The 25,123-nt window shown below is 59.0% G+C and carries 27 protein-coding genes and 1 tRNA gene; 13 read left to right on the top strand and 15 right to left on the bottom strand.

Features of this window, described 5'->3' with window-relative positions:
• Nucleotides 1–124: 124 nt before the first annotated feature.
• Nucleotides 125–646 carry a peptidylprolyl isomerase gene (locus tag HB393_RS19915; RefSeq protein ID WP_213806954.1) on the top strand — a complete coding sequence of 174 codons (522 nt, stop codon included), beginning with the start codon at nucleotides 125–127 and terminating at the stop codon, nucleotides 644–646.
• Nucleotides 647–759: 113 nt separating this feature from the next.
• On the opposite strand, the gene mdh is transcribed toward HB393_RS19915, so the two are convergent.
• The 4 genes from mdh to HB393_RS19895 all read right to left on the bottom strand — a co-directional run bounded on the left by mdh (nucleotide 760) and on the right by HB393_RS19895 (nucleotide 5,723).
• Nucleotides 760–1,689 (bottom strand): malate dehydrogenase, encoded by a 930-nt coding sequence (gene mdh, locus HB393_RS19910; protein ID WP_213806953.1) that lies wholly within the window; start codon nucleotides 1,687–1,689, stop codon nucleotides 760–762.
• Nucleotides 1,690–1,838: 149 nt separating this feature from the next.
• Entirely contained in the window at nucleotides 1,839–3,242 is a 1,404-nt protein-coding gene (locus HB393_RS19905; protein WP_213806952.1) for an NADP-dependent isocitrate dehydrogenase, read from the bottom strand.
• A gap of 158 nt (nucleotides 3,243–3,400) precedes the next feature.
• A complete protein-coding gene (locus HB393_RS19900) occupies nucleotides 3,401–4,180 on the bottom strand; it encodes an SIMPL domain-containing protein (protein ID WP_255551396.1) in 780 nt (259 codons plus the stop codon).
• A 112-nt stretch (nucleotides 4,181–4,292) separates the two neighbouring features.
• Nucleotides 4,293–5,723, bottom strand: a complete 1,431-nt coding sequence (locus HB393_RS19895) for a glutamine synthetase beta-grasp domain-containing protein (RefSeq protein WP_213807054.1) — start codon at nucleotides 5,721–5,723, stop codon at nucleotides 4,293–4,295.
• 243 nt (nucleotides 5,724–5,966) lie between these two features.
• Between HB393_RS19895 and HB393_RS19890 the strand changes: the two genes are divergently transcribed.
• Together HB393_RS19890 and HB393_RS19885 are read left to right on the top strand one after the other, a co-directional pair.
• Nucleotides 5,967–6,923 (top strand): DUF4268 domain-containing protein, encoded by a 957-nt coding sequence (locus tag HB393_RS19890; RefSeq protein ID WP_213806951.1) that lies wholly within the window; start codon nucleotides 5,967–5,969, stop codon nucleotides 6,921–6,923.
• Nucleotides 6,924–7,145: 222 nt separating this feature from the next.
• Nucleotides 7,146–8,075 carry a carbon-nitrogen hydrolase gene (locus tag HB393_RS19885; protein ID WP_213806950.1) on the top strand — a complete coding sequence of 310 codons (930 nt, stop codon included), beginning with the start codon at nucleotides 7,146–7,148 and terminating at the stop codon, nucleotides 8,073–8,075.
• 69 nt (nucleotides 8,076–8,144) lie between these two features.
• Here the strand turns inward: HB393_RS19885 and HB393_RS19880 are convergent, their stop codons facing one another.
• Nucleotides 8,145–8,873 carry a hypothetical protein gene (locus HB393_RS19880; RefSeq protein WP_213806949.1) on the bottom strand — a complete coding sequence of 243 codons (729 nt, stop codon included), beginning with the start codon at nucleotides 8,871–8,873 and terminating at the stop codon, nucleotides 8,145–8,147.
• Nucleotides 8,874–9,556: 683 nt separating this feature from the next.
• Here HB393_RS19880 and HB393_RS19875 point away from each other — a divergent pair.
• The 6 genes from HB393_RS19875 to HB393_RS19850 are packed head-to-tail and all read left to right on the top strand — an operon-like array spanning nucleotide 9,557 to nucleotide 13,974.
• Complete coding sequence (locus HB393_RS19875; RefSeq protein WP_213806948.1) at nucleotides 9,557–10,633, top strand: agmatine deiminase family protein; 1,077 nt, start codon at nucleotides 9,557–9,559, stop codon at nucleotides 10,631–10,633.
• On the top strand, nucleotides 10,633–12,051 hold the full coding sequence (locus HB393_RS19870; protein WP_255551395.1) for an amidohydrolase family protein: 1,419 nt from the start codon (nucleotides 10,633–10,635) through the stop codon (nucleotides 12,049–12,051). The genes HB393_RS19875 and HB393_RS19870 overlap by 1 nt, the downstream gene beginning before the upstream one ends.
• A gap of 2 nt (nucleotides 12,052–12,053) precedes the next feature.
• A complete protein-coding gene (gene tadA, locus HB393_RS19865; RefSeq protein ID WP_213806947.1) occupies nucleotides 12,054–12,587 on the top strand; it encodes a tRNA adenosine(34) deaminase TadA in 534 nt (177 codons plus the stop codon).
• Nucleotides 12,556–12,888 carry a DUF3175 domain-containing protein gene (locus HB393_RS19860; RefSeq protein WP_213806946.1) on the top strand — a complete coding sequence of 111 codons (333 nt, stop codon included), beginning with the start codon at nucleotides 12,556–12,558 and terminating at the stop codon, nucleotides 12,886–12,888. Before tadA ends, HB393_RS19860 begins: the two co-directional genes overlap by 32 nt.
• A 26-nt stretch (nucleotides 12,889–12,914) precedes the next feature.
• Nucleotides 12,915–13,688 carry a glucose 1-dehydrogenase gene (locus HB393_RS19855; RefSeq protein WP_213806945.1) on the top strand — a complete coding sequence of 258 codons (774 nt, stop codon included), beginning with the start codon at nucleotides 12,915–12,917 and terminating at the stop codon, nucleotides 13,686–13,688.
• A 28-nt stretch (nucleotides 13,689–13,716) separates the two neighbouring features.
• Nucleotides 13,717–13,974, top strand: a complete 258-nt coding sequence (locus tag HB393_RS19850) for a glutaredoxin family protein (RefSeq protein ID WP_213806944.1) — start codon at nucleotides 13,717–13,719, stop codon at nucleotides 13,972–13,974.
• Here the strand turns inward: HB393_RS19850 and HB393_RS19845 are convergent.
• Together HB393_RS19845 and HB393_RS19840 are read right to left on the bottom strand one after the other, a co-directional pair.
• Nucleotides 13,971–15,857, bottom strand: a complete 1,887-nt coding sequence (locus HB393_RS19845; protein WP_345945330.1) for a chloride channel protein — start codon at nucleotides 15,855–15,857, stop codon at nucleotides 13,971–13,973. The two genes, HB393_RS19850 and HB393_RS19845, sit on opposite strands and share 4 nt — an antisense overlap.
• Nucleotides 15,850–16,314: a helix-turn-helix domain-containing protein gene (locus HB393_RS19840; RefSeq protein ID WP_213806943.1), complete on the bottom strand. Its 465-nt coding sequence runs from the start codon at nucleotides 16,312–16,314 to the stop codon at nucleotides 15,850–15,852. Before HB393_RS19840 ends, HB393_RS19845 begins: the two co-directional genes overlap by 8 nt.
• Nucleotides 16,315–16,424: 110 nt before the next feature.
• On the opposite strand from HB393_RS19840, the gene purB reads away from it, so the two are divergent.
• Nucleotides 16,425–17,726, top strand: coding sequence for an adenylosuccinate lyase (purB, locus tag HB393_RS19835; protein WP_213806942.1), 1,302 nt, complete (start codon nucleotides 16,425–16,427; stop codon nucleotides 17,724–17,726).
• Between the two features lie 16 nt (nucleotides 17,727–17,742).
• Complete coding sequence (locus HB393_RS19830) at nucleotides 17,743–18,417, top strand: YkgJ family cysteine cluster protein (protein WP_345945329.1); 675 nt, start codon at nucleotides 17,743–17,745, stop codon at nucleotides 18,415–18,417.
• Between the two features lie 75 nt (nucleotides 18,418–18,492).
• Here HB393_RS19830 and HB393_RS19825 read toward each other — a convergent pair whose 3' ends face one another.
• A complete protein-coding gene (locus HB393_RS19825) occupies nucleotides 18,493–19,518 on the bottom strand; it encodes a hypothetical protein (RefSeq protein WP_213806941.1) in 1,026 nt (341 codons plus the stop codon).
• A 114-nt stretch (nucleotides 19,519–19,632) separates the two neighbouring features.
• Here HB393_RS19825 and HB393_RS19820 point away from each other — a divergent pair, with 114 nt between their 5' ends.
• Nucleotides 19,633–20,250, top strand: a complete 618-nt coding sequence (locus HB393_RS19820) for a UbiX family flavin prenyltransferase (protein ID WP_213806940.1) — start codon at nucleotides 19,633–19,635, stop codon at nucleotides 20,248–20,250.
• 45 nt (nucleotides 20,251–20,295) lie between these two features.
• Here HB393_RS19820 and HB393_RS19815 read toward each other — a convergent pair whose 3' ends face one another.
• On the bottom strand, nucleotides 20,296–20,943 hold the full coding sequence (locus tag HB393_RS19815) for a nitroreductase family protein (RefSeq protein WP_213806939.1): 648 nt from the start codon (nucleotides 20,941–20,943) through the stop codon (nucleotides 20,296–20,298).
• A 196-nt stretch (nucleotides 20,944–21,139) separates the two neighbouring features.
• On the bottom strand, nucleotides 21,140–22,150 hold the full coding sequence (locus HB393_RS19810) for a hypothetical protein (RefSeq protein ID WP_213806938.1): 1,011 nt from the start codon (nucleotides 22,148–22,150) through the stop codon (nucleotides 21,140–21,142).
• Nucleotides 22,151–22,282: 132 nt separating this feature from the next.
• On the opposite strand from HB393_RS19810, the gene HB393_RS19805 reads away from it, so the two are divergent.
• Nucleotides 22,283–23,053: a hypothetical protein gene (locus HB393_RS19805; protein WP_213806937.1), complete on the top strand. Its 771-nt coding sequence runs from the start codon at nucleotides 22,283–22,285 to the stop codon at nucleotides 23,051–23,053.
• Between the two features lie 114 nt (nucleotides 23,054–23,167).
• Here HB393_RS19805 and rplK read toward each other — a convergent pair whose 3' ends face one another.
• From rplK to rpmG, 5 genes are all read right to left on the bottom strand, one after another.
• Complete coding sequence (rplK, locus tag HB393_RS19800) at nucleotides 23,168–23,602, bottom strand: 50S ribosomal protein L11 (RefSeq protein ID WP_213806936.1); 435 nt, start codon at nucleotides 23,600–23,602, stop codon at nucleotides 23,168–23,170.
• Between the two features lie 113 nt (nucleotides 23,603–23,715).
• Nucleotides 23,716–24,333, bottom strand: a complete 618-nt coding sequence (nusG, locus tag HB393_RS19795) for a transcription termination/antitermination protein NusG (protein WP_255551394.1) — start codon at nucleotides 24,331–24,333, stop codon at nucleotides 23,716–23,718.
• A gap of 60 nt (nucleotides 24,334–24,393) precedes the next feature.
• Complete coding sequence (gene secE / locus HB393_RS19790) at nucleotides 24,394–24,654, bottom strand: preprotein translocase subunit SecE (RefSeq protein ID WP_213806934.1); 261 nt, start codon at nucleotides 24,652–24,654, stop codon at nucleotides 24,394–24,396.
• 88 nt (nucleotides 24,655–24,742) lie between these two features.
• Nucleotides 24,743–24,818: transfer RNA gene (locus HB393_RS19785), tRNA-Trp, on the bottom strand.
• A 46-nt stretch (nucleotides 24,819–24,864) separates the two neighbouring features.
• Complete coding sequence (gene rpmG, locus HB393_RS19780; protein ID WP_013579310.1) at nucleotides 24,865–25,014, bottom strand: 50S ribosomal protein L33; 150 nt, start codon at nucleotides 25,012–25,014, stop codon at nucleotides 24,865–24,867.
• Nucleotides 25,015–25,123: the final 109 nt, after the last annotated feature.

Here is a 25,123-nt window from a genome sequence, read left to right as displayed (position 1 = left end):
AACTAAAATTCTCTCTTCATTCGAGCAGGGCCGGCCTTCACCGCATCACTGATTCGAAGCCGCCCGATACCAACGCAACACGCTCACAATCAACCCGAACATCAACCGCAAGGAGCACACCTACATGCCAACCAAGCCCGGCACCTACGCCACATTCAAGACCACCGAAGGCACCGTCGTCTGCGAGCTCTTCGAGACCGACGCCCCCGAGACCGTAGCCAACTTCATCGGCCTCGCCGAAGGCACCAAGGAGTGGAACAGCCGCAGCAAGAAAGGCCCCAAGCTCTACGACGGCTCCGTCTTCCACCGCGTCATCCCCAACTTCATGATCCAGGGCGGAGACCCCGAAGGCACCGGCATGGGCGGTCCCGGCTACAAGTTCGCCGACGAGACCAAGGGCTCCAAGCACGGCTTCCAGCAGCCCGGCAAGCTCGCCATGGCCAACGCCGGTCCCAACACCAACGGCAGCCAGTTCTTCATCACCACCGCCGACACAAGCTGGCTCACCGGCAAGCACACCATCTTCGGTGAGGTCGTCGAAGGCTACGACGTCGTAGAGAAGATCAGCAAGGTCTCCCGCGACGGCATGGACCGCCCCAAGACACCAGTAGTCCTAGAGTCCGTAACCATCGAACGCGTAGCCTAGTCACATCGCAGCAAAAAAATAAGGCCCGCTCACCAGAGCGGGCCTTATCCGTTTTAATCCTTTAATCCGTCAAAATCGGTGCTATCGGTGTCGATCGGTGTTAAGTTTTTGCCTTAAGCCACACCAATCACAGTGCAAAGCTCCTTAACCGAATCCGCACTCTTCTGCAGCGCGACCTGCTCCTCAGGCGTCAGCTTGATCTCGATGATCTGCTCCAGCCCCTTCGCGCCCAGCTTGCAAGGCACCCCGACATACAGCCCCGAGATTCCATACTCTCCCTGCAGATAAGCAGCGCAAGGCAGAATCTTCTTCTTATCCTTCAGAATCGCCTCGACCATCTCTACGGCAGCCGCGCTCGGAGCATAGTAAGCCGAACCTGTCTTCAGGTGCTTCACGATCTCCGCGCCACCATTGGCTGTACGCGTCTCCAGCTCCTTCAGACGATCGGGAGCGATCAGCTCCGTAATCGGAATTCCCGCCATCGTCGAGTAGCGCGACAGCGGAACCATCGTGTCTCCATGGCCGCCCAGAACAAAAGCAGTTACATTCTCGACCGACACCTTCAGCTCCTCCGCGATGAACGTCCGGAACCGCGCCGAATCCAGCACGCCCGCCATTCCGATCACCCGTTCGCGCGGCAGACCTGCCTGCTTGAACGCCGTCTGCGCCATCGCATCCAGCGGATTCGAGACCACGATGATGATCGTATTCGGCGACGCGGCAACTACCTTCGTCACAACATCGCTCATGATCTTATAGTTCGTATTCAACAAGTCATCGCGGCTCATCCCCGGCTTGCGAGCAATACCGGCGGTGATCACAACAATGTCGGAGTTCGCCGTATCCGCATAATCATTGGTCCCGATGATGCTGACGTCCCGCTTCTCGATCGGCATCGCCTGCAACAGATCCAGCGCCTTGCCCTGCGGCACGCCCTCCATCACATCCAACAGCACGACATCCGCGAGCTCCTTGGCTGCAATCCAATGAGCCGCCGTCGCCCCCACATTCCCCGCCCCCACAATCGTTACCTTCTTACGCATTCTGCTATCTCCCAAAGAACTTCAATTAGTTTCCAATCACAATTCTATGGCCACAGACCCAAAACTCCGAGCCCACACCCAGTTCCGCTTTTATCGCCTTTAAAATCCCTCTCATCACCGTTACGCCTTATTCAGTCCGCGGCGACCCCTTACCCCATATTCTCAATCATCCGCGTCGCAAACTCACTCGTCTTGGCCTTGGTAGCGCCCTGCATGCCGCGCTCGAAGTCATACGTCACGAACTTCTGCCCAATCGTCTTCTCCATGGAAGACTCAATAAGCCGCGCCGCCTCCGTCCACCCTAAAAAGTCGAACAGCATCACACCCGACAAAATCACCGAACCCGGATTGATGACGTCCTTATCCGCATACTTCGGAGCCGTGCCATGCGTCGCCTCGAAGACGGCATAGCCATCGCCAATGTTTCCGCCCGGAGCGATCCCCAACCCGCCAACCTGCGCCGCAGCCGCGTCGGAGATGTAGTCGCCATTCAGATTCGTCGTAGCCAACACGCTATAGTCCTCTGGCCGCAAGATGATCTGCTGGAAGATCGAATCGGCGATACGGTCGTTCACCAGGATCTTCTTCTTCCACTTCCCATCGCCATGCGAAGCGCCGATCGAAGCGATCACCTGCTTCACCTCCGCCACAACGCCCTCGCCAAACTCCTTCGCGGCAAACTCAATGCCCGGCTCGATCAGCGCGGCATTCTCCTCCGCCGTGAGCTTCGGGTTCGCCTCAAGATTCCCTAGAATCCAGCTCTCCCGCTCCGTCACCGTCTGCTCGCGGAACTCCTGCGACGCAACCTCATATCCCCACTCGCGGAAAGCGCCTTCGGTGAACTTCTGAATATTGCCCTTGTGCACCAGCGTCACCGTCTTGCGCCCATTATCCAGCGCATATTGAATCGCCGCCCGCACCAACCGCTTCGACCCCGTAATGGAGATCGGCTTCACACCTACACCAGAGTCCAGACGAACCTTCTTCTTCGTCCCCTTCAGCATCTCATCGTTCACAAATGCGATGAACTTCGCCGCCTCTGGAGTCCCTTCGCGGAACTCGATGCCCGCATAGATATCCTCTGTATTCTCCCGGAAGATCACCACATCCAGCTTCTCCGGATGCTTCACCGGACTCGGCACACCCGCGTAGTACTTCACCGGACGCACGCACTGATACAGATCCATCAACTGCCGCAGCGCAACATTCAGCGACCGAATCCCACCACCCACCGGCGTCGTCAGCGGCCCCTTGATCGACACCCGAAAGTCCACCGTAGCCTTTACCGTATCGTCCGGCAGCCAGTTCTGCGTCTGGCGATATGCCTTCTCCCCGGCCAGCACCTCGTACCACTTCACCGAGCGCTTACCCTCGTAAGCCTTCTCCACCGCCGCATCGAACACCCGTTGCGACGCGCGCCAGATATCCCGCCCCGTGCCATCGCCTTCGATAAAAGGAATGATCGGATGGTTGGGAACCGTGTAGCTTCCGTTGACATACTCGATGGCTTGTCCGTCAGTGGGGACAGGGATTCCGTTGTAGCTGGATTGCATAAATGACGCCTCCAAGGCATATTTCAGAATCCGAAACTAACATCCGCGGAAGAGACATGGCAACGCCATTGATCGTTTTACGCCGAATATCGATCAACCAGGACTGAATATCGCACATCTCCGAGAAGCACCACTCATGCCCCATGAGCGGAATTTACCTACCTCGAAAGATAGTAGTCGACCGTCGCCACCACCCGTACCTTCTTCATGATGCTTGCATCGGCGTTGCCACCGCCTCCGCCTCCCGGTCCATCCTCACCACCCGCTGCACCCGCGCTGCCGTCTGCGGCTGAGATCGAAAAGAAGCCTTGGTTCGCAGATCGAATCGACCCCACCTGGCTGCCTGAATCCGCTGCGAACCGGTCCGCCGAAGCCCTCGCATTCCTCGTAGCCTCGGTGATCATGTCCGGCTTCAAAGCATTCAGCCCGTTGAACACATATTTGATTCCCTGCCCGAACCCGCCTCCAACCACGATTCCCGCCTGCACCAGCTCCGCCGTCTTCTGTCCCGCCTTCGCAATCTTGTCGACATCCGTCGAAGCGACGGTCACTGTCTGCTGCACGATGTACCGTGGGCCATTGTTGTTGTTGCCGCCATACTCGTTGGCGAGCTTATCTGTCACCTGGATCTGCCCTACCGTGATCTCCTGCTGCGTCACCCCCTGGTCGCTGAAGAACTTCAGAACCGCCTGCTTATCCGCCTCACTCTTGGCGAACACTTGTGGCAAGTCACTCCCAGCCTCCTTGAAGCTCACCGGCCAGATCGCCGTATCGGACTTGACCGTCCTCTCCACCAGCCCCTTTACGGTCACATAGCGGTCCCCCAGCTTCATCTCCTTCACCTGAGCCCCTAGCAGCCACCCACCCGCAATCAAGCCCACCATCAGACATACACCCAACACCGCCGCAGGTCGAAGATCCCCATCCCGTCCATCCATATTCATCACCTCAGACGCGACCAGAGTGCAGCATTGCCACGACAACGTCAACTCAAAAAGAAAAGGGCCAACCTGTACAGGCTGGCCCTTCGCTCTTTTAGAACAGGTCGTCTTAGAAGATATTCCAAAGCAACTGGTTGTAAACGTCGTGGTGGAACTGAACCTCCGACGGCTTCACAATCGTACCCAGCAGCCGTGCGCAACGATCCGCCGAAGCCTGCTTCAGATCGGCGTAGCGCGCCTTCACATCCTCGCCCAGAATCTCCGTCGTCCAGTCAGCGCCACGGAAGTCCTCGATCGCGGTGTAGACGTTGTCCGGTAGATACCGGTCCGCCTGGCGCAGGTTCTTGATCTTCGAGATGTTGCCGTCCAGACCCGTCTTGAAGATCGAGTACAGCACCATGTAAGGGTTCGCATCCGGTCCAACCGAACGAACCTCGACGCGCGAGCTCTTCTCGTTGCCGATGGGAATACGAACCATCGAGCCACGATCCGTCGCCGAAGCCTTGATCTGGTTCGGAGCCTCAAAGTGCGGATCCAGCCGGCGATATGCATTCACGCTGGCATTCAGCAACAGGCAAAGATCGTTGCCATGCGTCAGGATCCGATCCGTAAACTGCCACGCCATCCGCGAGATCTTCTCCTCGCCCTTCGGATCCCAGAACAGGTTCTTGCCGCCCTTGGTGATCGACACGTTCGTGTGCATTCCGCTGCCGTTCACGCCCGTCACAGGCTTCGGCAGGAAGCTCGCCGTCATGCCCATCTGCGTCGCGACCTGGCGGCAGATCAGCTTGTAAAGCTGAATCTGGTCAGCCGCGGCAACCACTTCGCCGTAGGTGTAGTTGATCTCGAACTGCGAAGGCGCCACCTCAGGATGGTCCTTCTCGTTCTCGAAGCCCATCGCCCGCTGCACTTCCGCGGTCGTATCGATGAACTCGCGCAGCGGGTCGCCCGGCAGCGAGTGGTAATAGCCGCCCTTGTTCACATACTCGAACGAACCCGTCTCATGGAAGGTCCGCTCCGCGTCGATACCCTCGAACAGGAAGCCTTCAATCTCGTTCGCCGCATTCAGCGTGTAGCCGTTCTTCGCGAACTGCTGGTCCGAATACTGCTTCAGCACGCCCCGGATATCGCCCGTGTACGTACCGCCGTTCTTGTCGATCACCTCGCCGAACACCAGCACCTTGCCCGCGCCGAACACATCCGCCGGCAGCCAGTAGAACGCGCTCCAGTCGATCCCCAACCGCAGATCGCTCTCCCGCTGCGCCGTAAACCCGCGAATCGACGAGCCGTCGAACGTCAGGTTGTCATAGCTCTTTACCAGGAACTTCTTGTCGTAGTCCAGCATGTGCAGCCGGCCTTCGAGGTCGCTGAAAACCACCGTCACAGCCTTGATCCGGCGCTCGTCCGTCAGGTACTTGATCCGTTCCTCCTGGATCACGTCGGCCGCCACGCGCTTCTTGCGCTGCTCCTTGGCTTGGAGGTTCAAATCCTCGAGTTCAGCGTACGGAAGCTCCAAAAAATCACGAAATTCGCTCAAAATACCACTCCTTCTGCTATGAAATACACTTCGGCCGCACACCGGCGGGATAAAGGTTCAGTTGTGCCTCAGGGAGCGCCTATTCGACGTGGAATGGCATTCCGACTAGTCAAAACTAACAGAAAAATCCACAGCAAAAAAGACGCACCGCCCGAAAGACCCGCTTTCCAGCTGAATTACACGCCTCTTCAAGAGCCTGTGATAGCGTTTCGCTGTTGACGCTTATCGGGGACAGGAGAGTGTTTTATGACGACCTTTGGCAAGCTCGAATCGGTATCCATCCGCGATGGGTGGCCCCGTGAAGATACTGGATTCACCAGATGGCTTGCCGAGGAAGAAAACCTTTCTGCCTTGGGCGATGAGCTCTGCATTCCGCTTGAACTTGTCGAAACCGAATCGGGAGTCGGTTCATATCGTCTCGATATACTAGCTAGACGGGTCGATTCTGACGAAAGTGTAGTAATTGAAAACCAATTCGGGTCGACTGATCACGGCCATTTAGGACAATTGCTAACTTATGCCTCCGGTGTGGGTGCCGACGGGACTGGTGCCAGGACAATCGTTTGGATAGCCGAACGATTTACCGAACCCCACCGCGCAGCGTTGGATTGGCTCAATAAATCGACTGAACCCGGCATTCGATTCTTTGGAGTGGAAATTCAACTCTGGCGGATAGGAGATTCTCCCTACGCGCCGAAATTTAATATCGTCAGCAGACCAAATGACTGGCAGAAGCAACTCACTCAAGAAACTGCTGTACTTACAGAGACATCTCAACTTTATCAAGAGTTTTGGAAAGAATTCATTACGTTCTGCGAACGAGAGCATACCTCACTCAAACTGCCATCTTCACCACCAAGCAGATGGTGGTTATTTGTTCCGATTGGTAGAGTTGGTTTTCATGTCAGCCTCAATGCAGTTAAGAAATTCAAGAGGCTCGAGTGCCAACTATGGGTCGCCGGACCTCAAGCTAAGACTGAATTCAGAGAACTGCTCTTGTCGCGAGAAAAAATAGTTGCTGAATTGGGCGACCAAGTCGGCTTTGATGAAAATGCTCCGAATAGATGCAAGATCTATGAAACCTCGGTCGGAGATATTACTAATCGTGAAGAGTGGCCCCAAATTCACAGCTGGTTAAAAGAGCGAGGAGAACGGTATGTTTCTGTTCTGACTCCACTCGTGCAACAGCTAAAGCTACACTAAAAGGATGCGAGCCCGCAGCAAATTTCGCTTCGATCACCTGATCTGTCGAAACGGGCTAACGTCAAGGATATTCGGCTCAATGCGCGGCACCGGCAAAATAATAGGCGACGTCATAAGCCCAGAATGGGATGAGCCGTGTGACGCCGAATTAGGCATTGCATACCACGGCGAAAATGGCCCAGTTTATTGGATTGACAACGAGCTAAAGGAAACAGACGAGCAATGAAGCAGACCAACAAAAAGATCGCCCTTATCCAGATGTCCTGCGCTCCGGACACCGCCGCCAACCTCGACAAGGCCGCCGACCGCGTCCTCGAGGCCGCTCGCCTCGGAGCCAACATCGTCTGCCTCCCCGAGCTCTTCCGCGCCCAGTACTTCTGCCAGCGCGAAGAGCACGCCCTCTTCGACACCGCCGAGTCCATCCCCGGCCCCTCCACCGCCCGCCTCAGCGCCATCGCCCGCGAGCAGAACATCGTCATCATCGCGAGCCTCTTCGAGCGCCGCGCCCCCGGCCTCTACCACAACACCGCCGCCGTCCTCGACCCCGCCGCCACCGCACAGGACAACATCGCCGGCATCTACCGCAAGATGCACATCCCCGACGACCCTCTCTACTACGAGAAGTTCTACTTCACCCCCGGCGACCTCGGCTTCAAAGCCTGGACCACCACCCACGGCAAGATCGGAACCCTCGTCTGCTGGGACCAGTGGTACCCGGAGGCCGCCCGCGTCACCTCCCTTATGGGCGCGAACACCCTCTTCTACCCCACCGCCATCGGCTGGCACCCCTCCGAGAAGGCTGAGTTCGGCGAAGCCCAGTACTCCGCCTGGCAGACCATGCAGCGCGCCCACGCCATCTCCAACGGAGTCTTCGTGGGAGCCGTCAATCGCGTCGGCTTCGAGCACGGCGACGTCGTCCACAACGGCATCTCCAGCCCCGGCCCCGAAGGCGCAGGCCTGGAGTTCTGGGGCGGCAGCTTCATCGCCGATCCCTTCGGCCGCGTCATCGCTCAGGCCAGCCACGACAAGGAAGAGATCTTAATCGCAGAGATCGACCTCAAGCTCCTCGAAGACACCCGCCGCAACTGGCCCTTCCTGCGCGACCGCCGCATCGACGCCTACCAGGGCATCACCAGCCGCTTCCTCGACTAGCCGAGGAAGCGGACACTGCAAAACGAAAGTACGTTGCTCCACTCAAAACTCTGACCATAAGCCACGAAGTCAGACAGATGCATGCCCAACCATCATCGTGATGCACTGTCTTCGATAAACCGACAGGGCGGTGAAGGAGTAAGAATCATTATTAAATAATGCGTTATTTGCTGTGAGATTTTGGTAAGCCGGATTATTACGGTAGGCAAGATCCTCCATACCGCAGAACTTGTGACCAGCCTCGTGAATGATGATGTTAGCCATCGACCATTTGTCAAACTTCGGAGGTTTCAGAAGATCGAAGTCCACATGAATACTGTCAAATAAGTGAGGGGCTGGAACAAACCGGTTGTTAATATGATCTGGCTTCGCAATCGTAAAACCGCGTGGTAGAAGTCTCCGGCCGTTGGCGTCTACCGGTAGCCTGCTCTCGTGTTCCTCTGAGAGGAACATCTTATACGCATCGGAAATGGTGATGGGCCCATTTAATCCCGTCGATATCAGGCCAAAGTTCCAAAGAATGACGTCTAAAGCATGCTTCCAAGTCTCGGTGGAACCACGAGTGATTGGAGGGAAATGAAAGTGGCTTTCCAGGATGCGGCGGAAAATTGGCTGCAGATCGAAGGGCGGTCGATTTCCATGTTGCAGTTCGTTCACTGTCCGTAGCACCATCATTCGGGCTAGTTCTAATGTTTCTGCAAGATGTCGGCGTTGGATATCGTTCGGAGGATGAATTGAGTGATAGTTCACCTTCAGGCGTGGATTAATAACGACTCCGCGGACGTTGAGCGTAGGCATACGGCGCCCTCCCTCTTCTTTCTAGGGACGAATCGTCAATCCTGAAATCACTCTTGAAAGATTGAGTTCTTCTACGAGAGATTGTGTTCGGAAGCGATCATCTTTTATGGGTTCTTCTGCGAACAAAAACACAAACCCATTCGCCTTATTCCATCCACAAAACAAACCCACTCGCCCACGGGTAGCCACAACATCTGTCCAAGGAATAGAAACAAGACACTCTATGTGTTCATCCCCAGAGCACCATCATTTCGTGCGTTCTCATTCGGTTTCTGAACTTGACTCTCCCCGAAGCGCTTCTGGCGCAAAGTGGGCATCTGCACACGCCCCTAAAGGGCCAATCGGCAGTCTCAACGTCTGAGCTTTTTCAATTTCGGCCTGTTTTTCCTTGTCAAGCCCTAAAATCGACTAACTACAGCCCCTTCAACACTTACGAGTGGCACTTTAGTTATGGTCAAAAAGTTATACTTAACAAGAGTGAGAAAGTTGGTTAGCCGTCCGGCTTTCTCTTTAGAATGAATGGTTTACTGTCGAAGTTTTTCGTTGAAACGTGGCACTCAAAGTACCAGGCTAAGCTGTCTCCTTTGAGGACTTTACTCACTTTTCCCGGGGGGAGGGGTGGGCTACCAAAACAGCACCAAGCGAACAGGCGAGGCGCAAACCGGAGAAGAGACAGGAAAGCAATGACCAGCGCCGCCAACTACCGTATGCCCGCCGAGTGGGCTCCGCACGCCGCCACCTGGATCGCCTGGCCACACAACTCCGACGACTGGCCCGGAAAGTTCCAGCCCATCCCCTGGGTCTACGCCGAGATCGTCCGCCACCTCTCCCGCGTCGAAGACGTCCATATCCTCGTCAACAACGAGGCCGCCGAGCACCGCGCCACCACCATGCTCAGGCGCGGCGGAGCCAACCTCGCCCGCCTCCACTTCCACCAGTGGCCCACCGACCGCGTCTGGCTCCGCGACTCCGGCCCTATCTTCGTCAAGAACCCCCAGGGCGAGCTCGCCCTCACCAACTGGAAGTTCAACGCCTGGGCCAAGTACGACAACTGGCGCCGCGACAACACCATCCCCCATCAGGTCGCCCAGCACTACGACATGCCCGAGCTCTGCGCCCAGCTCGACCTCGGCAACGGTCAGCCGCCCCACCGCCTCGTCCTCGAAGGCGGCAGCATCGACACCAACGGCTCCGGCATCCTCCTCACCACCGAGGAGTGCCTCCTCTCTGAGGTCCAGCAGCGCAACCCCGGCCTCGGCGACCAGGAACAGACCCGCCAGCGCCTGGAACAGGCCTTCCAGCAGTTCCTCGGCATCGAGCAGACCCTTTGGCTCCACCGTGGCTGCGCCGGCGACGATACCCACGGCCACGTCGACGACATCACCCGCTTCGTCGCCGAGAACACCATTCTCACCGCCGTCGAGCCCAACATCCACGACGAGAACCACCTTCCCCTCGCCGAAAACCTCGACCGCCTTCGCACCGCCCGCAACCTCGAAGGCAAGCCCTTCGAGATCGTCCCTCTCCCTATGCCCAACCCTGTCACCTTCGAGGGCCAGCGTCTGCCCGCCAGCTACGCCAACTTCTACATCGCCAACGACCTCGTCCTCGTCCCCACCTTCAACGACCCCCACGACCGCCACGCCCTCAACATCATCGCCAACTGCTTCCCCACCCGCGAAGTCATCGGCATCCACGCCGTCGACCTCGTCTGGGGCCTCGGCACCCTCCACTGCATGACACAACAGGAGCCCGCCTGATGGCGCAGCAATCGCATCTCATCCTCGACTCTAAGAAGAGGAGCCTCGCCATGCCACTACGCCGCCTCGCCACTTTGCTTCTCGCAACCATCCTCGTACCAGCGGCTCTGGCACAGCAGCCAGCCGTCGCCCTGCACAACGCGACCCTTATCGACGGCACCGGCGCCGAGCCTCGCCCACACACCACCATCCTCATGGGCTCCGGCCTCATCCTCTCCGTCCAGCCGGACGGGATGCCGCTCAAAGGCTTTATCAACGTGGATCTCCACGGTGCAACCGTCATTCCGGGCCTCATCAGTGCCCACTCGCACCTCGGCCTGCTAAGTCATAACGCGTCCAACTCAGCTACGGCTTACACCCCGGAGAACGTCCACGCCGCGCTCGACCAGTACGAGCACTACGGCGTCACTACCATCATCTCCCTCGGCCTCAACCGCGATCTCGTCTACGACATCCGCTCCCAGCAGCGCACCGCCTTCCGCAACGGCACAGCCACAGGAGCTCTGCTCCTCACCGCAGGCCGCGGCATCGGAGCCCCCAACGGAGCACCGCCCATCGCCGCGGCCCCGGATCAGGTCTACCGTCCCACCACCCCCGCCCAGGCTCGCCAACAGGTCGACGAGCTCGCCATCCACCACGCAGACATCGTCAAAATCTGGGTCGACCCGCTCCACGGCAAAGCTCCCGCCATGGATCCGGCCATCTACACCGCCATCATCGAAGAGGCCCACAGAAACCATCTCCGCGTCGCGGCCCACGAGTACGCCCTCCAGGACGCCCAGCAGCTCGTCACAGACGGCATCGACGTCCTCGCCCACTCCGTCCGCGACAAACCCGTCGACGAGCCCTTCATACAGTCCGTCCTCCGGCATCACACCTGGTACATCCCCACCTTCACCGTCGATGAGAGCTTCTACATCTACGCCGACCATCCCGACTTCATGAAGAGCCAGTTCTTCCGTAAGGCTGCAGGCTCGCGACTCCTCGGAAAGATCGAAGACCCAAGCTACGCCACCTCGATCGCAGCCGATCCGTCCACCGCCGTTCATCGCCAGGACTTCGCGATCGCCCAACGCAACCTCAAGACCCTCTACGACGCCGGAGCCCTCATCGCCTTCGGCACTGACTCCGGAGCCATGCCCGGACGCATCCCCGGCTTCTCCGAGCACCGCGAGCTCGAAGACCTCGTCGCCGCTGGCCTCACCCCGCTCCAGGCCATTACCCTCGCGACCGGCCGCACCGGCCAACTCCTCCATACTCTGGATCCCACCGTCAACCTCGGCCTCATCGCCCCCGGCTACTCCGCCGATCTGGTCGTCCTCTCCGCCGACCCTCTCGCCGACATCCGCAACACACGGCACATCCAGTCCATCTACCACGCAGGCCGCGGCATCCCTAACCCAGCCCCCACCGACTAAAAATGAAACCCGACGCGATGCTCGATATCGACTACCTCCGCGTTGCCATCGCCGAAGCCCAGGCAGCCGAAGCCGCAGGCGAAGTCCCGGTAGGTGCAATCGTCGTCTCCCCCACCGGAGAGATCCTGGCCCACGGAAACAACCGCGTCCTGCGCGACAGCGACCCCACCGCCCACGCCGAGATAGTAGCCCTCCGCCAGGCCGGCCTGATCCTTCAAAATTACCGGCTAACAGGCTGCACCCTCTACGCCACCCTCGAACCCTGCGCCATGTGCGCCGGAGCCATCCTCCACGCCCGCATCGCCCGCCTGGTCTACGCAGCCCCCGATCCCAAAGCCGGAGCCTGCGGCTCAGTCCTCAGCGTCATGAACCACCCTCAGCTCAACCACAAGGTCGAAGTCACCTCCGGTCTCCTGGCAGAAGAGTGCGGAGCGCTCCTTAGCAATTTTTTCATACAGCGACGCAAGCGCCCGCTGCATCCTACGCCAGAAGGAGACCTCACCGATGGCGACGAAGAAGTGGTCAGCAAAGGTTGATACCGAGTCCACCGATCCTCAGGAAGGTCTCTTCAAGAAAGGCGCTTCGACGATCGCCAAGTCGCTGGCCTCGCACAAAGTCTCCCCTAAAGGCCCCGCCTCTGGCATGCGCATGTTGAACTTCTACATCAACCGCGCCGGCAAGAATCTTCCCGCCTCTCGCATCAAGGTCCTCGAACATGCGAAAGAGATCCTCTCCGGGATCATCGCCTCTCAAAGAGAAGAAAAGCTCGCCGCGAAGAAGGCCAGTAAGAAAGCCGTAAAGAAGACCGCGAAAAAAGCAGCAAAGAAAACCAAATAGCGTTCGCTTCAGAAAGGCCACACCAGATGTCCTCTCGCCTCGCAGGCAAAGTTGCGATCGTTACTGGCTCTTCGTCCGGCATCGGTCAGGCTATCGCTATCCGACTCGCCTCGGAAGGCGCAAACATCGTCGTCGACTACCGCAGCCATCCCGAAGGCGCAGACGAAACCAAAATCCAGATAGAAGCCGCGGGCTCCAAAGCCATCGTCGTCCAGGCCGACGTATCGAAGATCGCCGATACCCAGAACCTCATCGATCAGGCCTACTCCCAACTAGGCCGCTGCGACATCCTCGTCAACAACGCCGGAGTCGAGAAGAGCGCTCCTTTCTGGGAGGTCACCGAAGCCGACTACGACACCGTCCTCGACGTCAACCTTAAGGGAGCCTTCTTCCTCACCCAGGCCTTCGTCCGCCGCCTCCGCGACTCCAAACAGCCTGGCCGCATCATCAACATCTCCTCCGTCCACGAGGACATGGCCTTTCCTAATTTTTCCTCGTACTGCGCCTCCAAGGGCGGTATCCGGATGCTGATGCGCAACCTCTCCGTCGAGCTCGGTCCTCTCGGCATTACCGTCAACAACATCGCACCAGGAGCGATCGCCACACCCATCAACAAGTCTCTGCTGAACGACAAACCCAAGCTCGACGCACTGCTCAGAAACGTCCCATTGGGCCGCATGGGAACTCCGGAAGACGTCGCCTCCCTCACCGTCTTCCTAGCCTCCGACGAAGCCTCTTACATCACTGGTTCCACCTATGTTATCGACGGCGGCCTCATGCGCAACTACCATGAACAGTGACCACCTCATAGAACGGACAACCCCAACCATGGACATCACCGTCTACTCCGCCTCCTGGTGTCGCGACTGCCGCGAAGCCAAGAAGTTCCTCGACAAACACAACCTGCCCTACACCGAGATCGACATCGAAACCACCCCCGGCGCCGCCTACGCCGTAGAGTCCAACGTCGGCAAACGAGCCATCCCCCAGTTCGTCATCGACGGCAAATGGGTCCAACCCTATAAGCCCGGCAGGGGCTTCCTCTACGCCGAGATGTCCAAGCTCTTCGGAGTAACCCACCCTTAGGGCAACTTTTCGTCTCTCTGCTCGCCCCAGATCTCTCCGTCCAAAACTGCAACCGCCTCCGTGGCGGTCTCCTTTTCAAGCGTCACCTCTGCATTGCTGAAAGGCCAGCGCAGGCGGAGCACTCGTGTGCGATCGCTCTCTCGCAGCGTCTCCTTGCTTCTTGCCGATAACAGATCGTCGATCGTAATAATCCCCACGAACTTGCCTTTAGCATCGATCACTGGATAGCGTGTCAGCTTGGAATCAGCCATCGCCGTCGCCACCTTTCGCAACGTATCTGTGGGAGCCATCGTCGCCGGCGAGACATTTCCATCCTCCACCAGCGGTCTGCTCAGGTCCGTCTGCTTCGCGGAGATCATCATCTGCGACCGCGTCAGCAGCGCGACCATTCGCCCTTCGGTATTCAGCAGCGGAAACAGTCTTTGCCAGTGAGACCAGGCGTCCGCGCCTCTCGCCTCCATCGTCCGCAACCAACTCGCAGCGTCCCGCCTGGTCGCATTCGCCGGCAAGGCGAAGACACTCGTGTGCATCGCCTGCGACACCAATACCATCTCCAGTGGATCGACTCCATACTCCCGGCTCAGATGGTATCCACGCCGCGCCAGCCGCTCCGTCAGAATAGAACGCTTCTGCGACAGCACGGTCAGCCCATAGGCCGTCACACACGCCAGCAGCAGCGGCAGCATCAACCCGCTGTTATGTGTCAATTCAATCGCCAGCACCACGGCCGTCAATGGCGCGCCGATCGAGCCCGCCAGCACCGCCGCCATGCACACCAGCGGCCACGCCCCCGGAGCGATTCCCGGCAACACATGCGCCAGCGCCACTCCCAGTCCCCCGCCGATCATCAACTGCGGCGCTAGAATACCTCCCGACGTTCCCGAGCCTAGCGAGGCCGTCCAGATCACGCTCTTCACCACCAGCACACCCAGCACCAGCGACCACTCCATATTGCCGCTCAGCATCTGTTGAATCGTGGCGTATCCCACACCCAGCGCCGGAGGAAACAGCCATCCCCCCAGACCGATCACCAGTCCACCCACCGCCGGCCACCACATCCAATGGATAGGCAGCTTTTCAAACGCCTCCTCGAAGAAATGAACTCCCTTCGTCAAGAGCAGCGCCAGCACTCCCGCCACCAGCCCTGCTAACACCGCGCAGGGCATCACCCAGTGGCTGATCGCATCCGGCGACGTCGCCACCATCGGAAACACCGGCAAAGACCCCAGCAGCAGACGCCGCAACGCTGCCGCCGTCACACTCGCAACCGCAACCGGCACCAGGCTCCGCGGTCTCCACTCGAACAGTAAGAGCTCAACAGCCAGCAGAATCGCGGCCAGCGGAGCCAGAAAGGTCGCCGACATTCCCGCCGCGGCGCCCGCCACCAGCAACGTAGAACGCTCCGCATCACTCACCTTCATCAACTGGGCCAGGAGCGATCCAGCCGCCCCGCCCGTCATAATAATCGGTCCTTCCGCGCCGAATGGCCCACCCGACCCAATCGCAATCGCGGTCGCCACCGGCTTGAGCACCGTAATCTTCGGCGAGATCCTCGCCCCCCGCATCAACACCGCCTCGATGGCCTCCGGCATCCCATGCCCTCGTATACGGTCCGATCCGAAGCGCGCGATTAAGCCCACCAGCAACCCACCAATCACCGGCAGAAAGATCGCCTTCCACCCCAGCTTGTTGAATGCAGGATCTGCAAACGCCACGCTCAACCGGTGGTAATAAAACACATTGGTCGCCAGAAAGATCAGCCGCAGCAACAACCAGCTCAAGACCGCGCCAGCCCCACCGATGATCACGGCGATACCGCTCATCATCACCATGCGGCCGTCTGCCGTATAGTCGCGCAACTCGCTCTTTGCTATATCACTCACTGCGATCTCTTCCTCCCACCGCGACGTCAGCGGTCAACAAATTCCCCAACGCCTCGAGCAGACCGGGTCCTTGCCGCTCCAACTCAGCCCAGTGACTCCCCACAAGTCTCTCCAGCAGCGTCTGCCCATCCGCCGTCAATGTAATAAGCGCTCGCCGATGATCTGCCGCATCCTCCGTCCGGGAGACCAGCCCGCTACGCTCCGCACGTCCCACCAGCTCAACCGCGCTGTTGTGCCGCAGCACCATGCGCTCCGCGATATACGAGATAGAAGCCTGCTCCCCATCCGGCGCCGCGGCCACCACTTGCAGCAACTGGTACTGCTGAGCAGACGTCCCCGCGGCCTCCGCAGCCTCTTCGCTGAAGCTCAAAAACCGCCGCAGAAGATACCGAAACTCCGCCAGCACCTTCACTCTCTCGTCCAACTTGCTCTTAGCCGTATTCCGTCGCGTCGCCATAGGTCGTAATACGATTATATCGCTTGACGACATAAATAGACACGCGCCTACAATCCAGACGGTAAAATGGATCTGTCCTATCAAATACAAGTACAAGGCAGGCACACCACTTGATCGTCCGCTACACACGCCCGGCAATGGGAAAAATCTGGTCCGATGAAAACAAGTACCGCTCCTGGCTCACCGTAGAGGTCGCCGCCTCGCAAGCCCTCGCCGCCGCGGGCATGGTTCCGCAAAAAGCCGCTGACATCATCCGCGACAAGGGCAACTTCACCGTAGACCGCATCAACGAGATCGAGGCCGAAGTCCGTCACGACGTCATCGCCTTTACCACCACCGTCGCGGAGCATATTGCCGACCCCGAATCCTCCCGCTGGCTCCACTACGGCCTCACCTCCACCGACGTCGTCGACACCGCGCAATCCCTCCAGCTCAAGGAAGCCTCTGCGATCATTCGCGCCGGTATCGTTGCCCTCTCCGAGACCCTCAAAAAGCGCGCCCTCGAGTTCAAGCACACCCCTATCATCGGCCGCACGCACGGCGTCCACGCCGAACCCACCACCTTCGGCCTCAAGCTGCTGCTCTGGTACTCCGAGATGCAGCGCAATCTCACCCGCTTCGACGCCGCCGCCGAAGACCTCCGCGTAGGCAAGCTCTCCGGAGCCGTAGGCACCTTCGGCCACCTCAAGCCCGAGCACGAAGAGGCCATTTGTAACGCACTGGGGCTCAAACCCGTAGCCGTCGCCACCCAGGTCGTCCAGCGCGACCGCCACGCCGCCTATGTCGCCGCCCTTGCCATTCTCTGCTCCACCCTGGACAAGATCGCCACCGAGGTCCGCCACCTCCAGCGCACCGAGGTCCGCGAGGCCGAAGAGTTCTTCTCCGAGAAGCAGAAGGGCTCCAGCGCCATGCCCCACAAGCGCAATCCCATCACCTCCGAACAGATCTCCGGCCTAGCCCGTGTCGTCCGCGCCAACGCCCAGACCGCCTTCGAGAACATCGCTCTCTGGCACGAGCGCGACATCTCCCACTCCGCCGCTGAGCGTGTCATCCTCCCCGACTCCACCATCCTCGCCGACTATCTTCTCGCCAAGACTGAGAACCTCATCACCAAGCTCCTCGTCTACCCTGCACGCATGTTGAAGAACCTGGAGTCCACTGGCGGACTCATCTTCTCCGGCCAACTCCTCCTCTACCTCGCCGAGTCCGGCATGTCCCGCGAGGACGCCTACCGCCTCGTCCAATCCCACGCCATGAACGCCTGGAAGAACGAGCTCATCTTCCGCGACGAGGTAGCCAAGGTCCCCGAGATCACCGCCCGCCTCTCCCCCGAAAAACTGGCCCACGCCTTCGACTACACCCGCCAGCTAGCCAACGTAGACGCCATCTTCAACCGCGTCCTCAACGCCTGACCATGTCTATAGCCCGGTGCCCCACCTTCGCGACAGCATCCTCTTCGCAAAGGTGGGCATCGCTCGTCAGCGCGACCTCTGTGAAGCTACGATGCCCCAAACCCTCATCCAAATCGTAGACGCCGCCCTGGCCTCAGCCGCCGCCCGCTCCGGACCCCACCTCGTCTGCAAACCCGGCTGTTACCAATGCTGCGTAGGCGTCTTCCCCATCGCGCTCGAAGACGCAGCCCGCCTCCGCGAAGGCCTCGAAGCCCTCCAACAAACCGACCTGGAACGATCCCAACGCATCCAGACCCGCGTCCAGGAATCCCTGACCCGCCTCGACCCCTGGTTCCCCGGCGACCTCGCCACAGGCATCCTCCACGAAGACTACGAAGCCGCCATCCTCTTCGAAGAGTTCGCCAACGACGAACCCTGCCCCGTCCTCGATCCCGCCACCGGCACCTGCGACCTCTACAGCACCCGCCCCATCCTCTGCCGCACCTTCGGCCCACCCATGCGCACAGAAGAGGACAACCTCGCCACCTGCGAGCTCTGCTACATCCACGCCACCACCGAAGAGATCGCTGCCTGCGAGTTGGACCCCACCATCCCCGCACAAGAGACCGCCAGCAACGAAGCCTTCAACGCCACCCACAACCTCCACGGCGAAACCCTGATCGCCTACGCCCTACGCCCAAAACAAAAATAAACAATCAGCCCAAAGAAACCACCCCCAAAACATCCGCTCTTATCAGCCTTTAATCCCTTCCATCACCGTTACGCCTTAAGGCCGCGGAACCACCTCACCCGGCTTAGCAACAAGAGGACTCTCCCCCGGCAGCACCACCGGAACCTTCGGCCCACCCGTCATCTCGGCGTCGTCTATCTCGAACATCGCCGCATTCTTCGGCAGCCTCATCCGTCCCTCAGCCAGGTACGCCACCACCACCCCGCCCGTAAACTCCGGACTCAACACCGCCAGCGGCAGCAGATACCTCTTGCTCTTCACCAGCGACTCCGCCACCCCATCCACACCATGGCTCCGCGCCACCGTCCCCGGCACCTGCGGAATGACGAACGCGTTCATCTCCAGCTCCGGATGCGCCTTGCCGTACTTCACCAGCGACCGGGCTACCTGCTTCGGAGTCATCAGCCCCACATCAGCGATGAAGTTCCGATGGATCGCATGCGGCAGATACGTATCCAGCACCACCCGCGAAAAGTCCGCGCAGTTATGGAAGAGCAGGTTGAAGTGCCCCACATTGCGCTTATCGTTGAAGAGCGCGATAAACCGCTCATCCTGTTCCGCTGTGCTCTTCACCTGAAACCCATGGATCGTCCGGTCATACGAAGACCCCACCAGTTGGACCCACTCACCCTTTGGCGTCTGCCCCTTCTTGTCATCCGGAGCCAAAGCCAACATATGCTCCCTTCGGTACGTGTCCCGCAACGCCGCTACCTGGGCCTTATCGACCGTCTTGGGAACGTAGTTCACATCCTGCACCGCGTACAGGTACGGAATCAGCGGAATTGCGATCCAATCCAAGCCATCGATCTTGTGATATCGGCTTATGACGACACCATATTCGCCACTGCGGCAAGGCCGAAGCTCCGTAGGCGAATTCGCGCAAATATGGTTCAGATAGACGGCGGCATGACCCGTAGGATTGAACGCGCCGAACTCCCCATACGGCTCCTCCATCAGCAACGCAACCGACCCATACGCACGCGCCCCAGCCAACATCGAAAAAAACGCGCAGATCCACACGAAAATACTGCGCCTTGCGCTCCCGGCATGCCGATCGCTCACTTACGTCGCCTCCATAAACTCATAATGCTGTGGTAGCCCTCCATCTGAACATTAAACCTCCTCCGCTGCAAAAAGTCGCAGCATCGGCCGCTCTCTATCGACGATAATCAATCTGTGACCGCCCCCCCAACCCTATCTTCCTCGTTCAACATCACCTTCGCTGTGACCGGCGCCAGCGGCTCCATCTACGCCGCCGAGATGCTTCGCGCCCTCGACGCCGACCCCCGCGTCTCCCGCGTCAACTTCATCGCCTCCGAGAGCGCTCTCCGCGTCTTCGCCGAAGAGCTCCAGATTAGCGGTCGCAACGGCCTCCCGGAAAAGCTCCTCGGCGCATCCTCCTCCAAGGTCCACCAGCACTCCGACACCGATATCGGCGCCGGAATCGCCAGCGGCAGCTACCCCTCCTCTGGGATGATGATCCTCCCCTGCTCCATGGGCACCTTGGCCGCCATCGCGAACGGCCTGGCCTCCAACCTCATCCAGCGCGCCGCCGACGTCTGCCTTAAGGAGCGCCGCCCCCTCCTCCTCTGCGTCCGCGAGACCCCCCTCAACCGCATCCATCTCCGCAATATGCAGCTCGCCGACGACGCCGGAGCAACGATCTTCCCCGTCATTCCCACGCTCTACGACCTCCCGCAATCCACCACCGAGATGGCCCGCCAATACGTCAACCGCGTCCTGGCCCACCTGGGTCTTCCCCAGCCCGGCGCCTACCAATGGCAAGTCGACTAACCCACCCCACTACAACCTCTCCCCTAGCGGGCACCCATCCACCACCTACTTCATCTGCCTGCCATACTCCTCCCAAAACACCGTATGGCCCATATCGAAACGTCCGCCGTCATACTTATCGCTTCCTCGCACATGTCCGATACCCAGCAACGCCACCACCCAGTAGCTTAGGGGCAACTTCAACACCTCATGCACCTTATCCTGCTCAAAGCCTTCCATCGGAGCCGTATCGTAGCCCATCACCTCGGCCATCAACAACATGTGAGTAAACGCCACCATCACATGCTTGTTCAGCCAACCCTTCATCTGTTCACTATTGAAGCTGGAGAAGAAATTAGGAACGCTGCTTCGCGCCTGGTCTGCATAGCTCTCCGGCATCCCGCCTGAACGTCCCCGCTGCAGCATCAGATCGAGATCCTTGCGCCAGCCGTCCGTATCGCCGCAAGCCACGATTACAGCCGACGCCTCTTCGACCTTGGCTTGGTTGTAACTCGCTCCTCGCAGCCTTCTCTTCTGCTCCGGCGACTGCACCACAACAAACCGCCACGGCTGCATGTTGTATCCACTCGGAGCGCGGAGTCCCGCATCGAGAATCCGCAGCAGATCCGCCGCCGGAATTGGGGTTCCGTCAAAGCTGGGAGTAGCCCGGCGCCCCATGATCGCCTGGCTCAAAGTCTTTTCGGCGTTTGCCATCGTGCCTCATCTCGTCCCGTTGGGGGATCTCTCTGATTCGTGACCTAAGAGGCTTTCATCCTCTTCCTAAGATGCCATCCGGCGAACGGCGAGTCTGGGAGCGACATCGCCATCCATTCAGTTCAAATAAACTACTGGATCTTACTTCTCCATCAACATATCTTCCATCTCGCTTTTAGGCGATGGCCTAATCGTTCTATCGAACCTCGTTCATCGCCTGCTCCGTCACGAAGGGGTTTTGACCCGCCGTCTCGGCAAAGAGCCAGACGCCGGCGAACGCCTTCCTCAGCTCCGGATACGCGCCTACCAGGGCGTTCATCGCATCCGCATTGCGCTTTCGTGCCACCGCCGTATCTAGCGTCGCTTCGACCTTCAGATGAGCCACAAGGAAGACCTTCTCCTTCCCCAGCGAGTCATCCACCCCCAAACCGGTAAAGTGATACTCCACCCCATCCGCCCCCTTCACCACTAAAGGAGCCTCGGCACTCACCCCCTCCGACAGAGCGGGAGGAGCCCCGGCGCTCTGCTCATTCTTCAACTTCTCCAGGTGGCTGCTCTGCACGAAGTTCGCCGGACGCAACAACGACTCCGCTTGCTGGTAGTAGAGCCACGCACTCCACTGCTCCTTGCGCTTCACCATCTGCCGCGCCTCGGTCCAGTACCAAAGCCCATCATGTCCGGCAGCCAGGCTCGCTCGGGGATAAAACCCCGCCATGGCCCACCTCCCCTGATCCTCTCGTAGTAAAAAGGAGAGTCTCCACGGAGTGGCGCTCTTGGTCTCGACGATCGCAAACCCATACCGTCCCGGAGGCAGTTGAGGGATCAAAAAATCCACCTCCGCAACCGACTTGTTCAGATTGCAGAAGAACTGCGCGTCCGGAGCACTTCCATCCGCTCCACGCTTCAGTTCCGAGCCATCCAGCAGATACACCTGATCGACGGTCAAAACAGCACCCTTCAGCTTGGGAGCGGTGCTTCCGACCACACCCTCAATCCCGCTGAAGTCCTTTCCCAACTCGGCTACCGTCGCGCCCCGCAGTCCGGCTACATCCGCCGCCTGTACCTTGGTCGCCAGCCCCATCGCCGCAGCGGCCAACCCGTCGCGGTCCGCCGGCTTCATCTGCGACTGCGTCGTGCAGACCTCTGCCTCCACCAACCTCGGCATCAGCAGTCCGGCTGCCAGCAATAGCACCGTCACTTTACTCATAGAAAACACACTCGCATCGGATCAGTCTAGTACAACTCGATACTTCTCCAGCGCAACCGACAAATTCAGATAAACTCCAACCAGTGGAACGACAGTTGACCTACCGAATCTCTGTGCGTCCTACCTTCACCGATGCAACGTCCAGTTCCAATCCGCGCGCTTACGCGCATCACCCTCGGCACAGTCCTCTGCGCTCTCCTGTCATCGCATCTTCTGGCCCAGCAGACGCCGCCTCGCCAACCAGCCTCAGCGCTTCCAGTAACCGCTCCCACTACGCCCATCGTGGCAGCGCCACCAGCAGCCGCAATGGCCTCTCCAGCAGCTCCGGCCCATCGCGCCGACGTCGCCTACCTCTCTGGCCAGCTCTCCGTTATCGCCAATAACTCCAGCCTCAACCAGATCCTCCGCGAGATCTCCCGCCAGACCGGGATGAAGATCACTGGAGGAGTCGCCGATGAGCGCGTCTACGGTACTTACGGACCCGCCGCTCCCGCCCAGGTCCTTGCCATCCTGCTGGAAGGCACCTCCAGCAACATACTCCTAGTCCAAGGCACCAATCCAAACCCTCTCCAACCCACCAAGGTTCCGGTGGAGCTGGTTCTCACGCCTCGTCACGGCGGTCCCACGCCTCCCAATCCCAGCGCATCGGGCTCCAACGACACCGCTGAATCAAGCGACCCTGCAGCCGGCGAGAGCTCCAACTCTTCCCGTAATCCACCTCCGCTGCCAGCCAGCAACATCCCCGATCCTAACGGCGCAGCGGGAGCTCCGCCTGCGTCTGGCGACGCACCTGCGACAGACGATAAGTCATCTACGGGAGCCAGAACTCCGCAACAGATCTATGAACAGCTCCTTCGCATGCGGCAGCAATCGACGACTCCTGCTGCAGCGCCGCAGCAATAGGACCATTCGAGAGTTGGTCAAACGAAGAATTTAGTCGTTTAAATGAAGACACCTGAAGTCCGACTGCAATGTCGGGACTTCAGGTGTCTTTGTACTTTGTTACAGGAATTTGACTTAGGCTACGACTTCGATGCCCATCGAGCGAGCGGTACCACGGATGCTCTTGGCAGCGGCGTCGACCGACGCGGCGTTCATATCGGGCATCTTCTGCGTGGCGATCTCGCGAATCTGCTTCTCAGTGACCTTGCCAAGCTTCTCCTTGTTCGGAGTGCCTGAACCCTTTGCGATACCAGCAGCCTTGAGCAGAAGCACAGGAGCGGGAGGAGTCTTGGTGATGAAGCTGAAGGTACGATCCGCATAGACCGAGATGACGACCGGGATGGTGAGTCCGGCCATTGCGGGGTCCTTGGTGCGCTCGTTGAACTGCTTGCAGAACTCCATGATGTTAACCTGAGCCTGACCGAGGGCGGGACCGACGGGCGGTGCAGGAGTGGCCTTGCCGGCCATGATTTGAAGCTTTACGTATCCAGTGATCTTCTTCGGTGCCATTGCGGTAAATCCTCTTTATGCTTCCAGCGGCGGGCTGCTTGCCTACTGCTTATGATTTTTGGTGCTGAATCCAGTGCTCGCCGTCAGTGCTGCGCGGCGGGTTGAAACAAAACTTAAACCTCGACCTTGTCGACCTTGGAGAACTCGATCTCCACCGGGGTGGAGCGTCCGAAGATGCTGACCATGACCTTGAGGGTCTGGCGATCTTCGTTGACGTCGTCGACGGTGCCGGTGAAGTTGGCGAAGGGACCTTCGTTGATGCGGACCTGCTCGCCCTTCTCAAACTTGACCTTCATGGAAGGCTTGTTGGAGGTGGACTCGGAGCGGAAGAGGATGGAGCTGACTTCCTGCTCGGAGAGGGCGACCGGATTGTCGCCGGTGCCGAGGAATCCGGTGACGCGAGGGGTGTTCTTGATGACGTGCCAGAGGTCGTTGTCCAGCTCCATCTCGACCAGCACATAGCCGGGCAGGAAGACACGCTCGATGGTGTACTTCTTTCCGTTGCGCAGCTCGGTAACGGGCTCGGTCGGAATCATGATGCGGCCGATACGATTCTGCAGGCCAAAGGCCGTGATGCGGCTCTCAAGCGACTCACGCACCTTCCGCTCGAAGCCGGAGTAGGCGTGAATGATATACCACTTGAAGTTCTCGTTAACCGGCGGGGCAAGATGCTCCGTGGGCTGTTCGCCCTCGGGGTTCAATGCTTCCGGATTCTGCTCTTCTACCGCCATCGTTATGCCTTCTTCGCGCATCTGCTGAACGTTACTGGTGCTGAATGTTACAACTCTATTTTAGTGCTGCGTCGCCTTGTGCAGGAGAGCTTCGATGCCGCGACCGATGATGTTGTCGACCAGCCAGAAGTAAGCGGCGAAGACGAACACGGTGATGATCACGGTAAGGGTCGTCGCCTGAACTTCCTCGCGAGAGGGGCTGATGACCTTGCGCATCTCGCTGCGGACGTCCTTGAGGAAGGAGTTGAGGCGCGCCGGAGTGGCCTTCAGGTTCTCGATCCCGGTGTTCGGGGTTTGTTCAATCGCTACGGTCTTGGCCATATGCTGCCTCTAAAATCGTTCGTTCTGTGATGCTACTAAAACTCTGAGTCGATTATGCCAGTGACTGCGGCCTGGGCGCAGAGCAAACTGGCGGGGGAGCTCGGATTCGAACCGAGAAGTTCGGTTTTGGAGACCGACAGTTTAACCGTTGAGCTTACTCCCCCGAACTGCGGGATGAGGTGACTCGCGCCTCATCCCAAACCGGCGGAGTTACTTCGTTTCTTTGTGGTCCGTGTGCTTACGGCAGGTGTTACAGAACTTGGAGAACTCGAGGCGACCGGTGGTCGTCTTCTTGTTCTTCGTGGTCGAGTAGTTCCTGTTCTTGCACTCGGGGCATTGCAATGTAATGATTTCGCGCATCTCTATATCCTATCCGATTTCGCGAAGATTCATTCTACGCCGCGAAACCGCTCAATTTATGCAGACCGGACAGCGTTTCCACTCTCCGGTCCAGGCATGGGACAGCAAG

This window comes from Granulicella sp. dw_53 (assembly GCF_018449545.1).
In the GTDB taxonomy this organism is placed as follows: domain Bacteria; phylum Acidobacteriota; class Terriglobia; order Terriglobales; family Acidobacteriaceae; genus Edaphobacter.
Note: the sequence above shows the minus strand (reverse complement) of the source record. Positions and strands in the feature narration are given on the sequence as shown.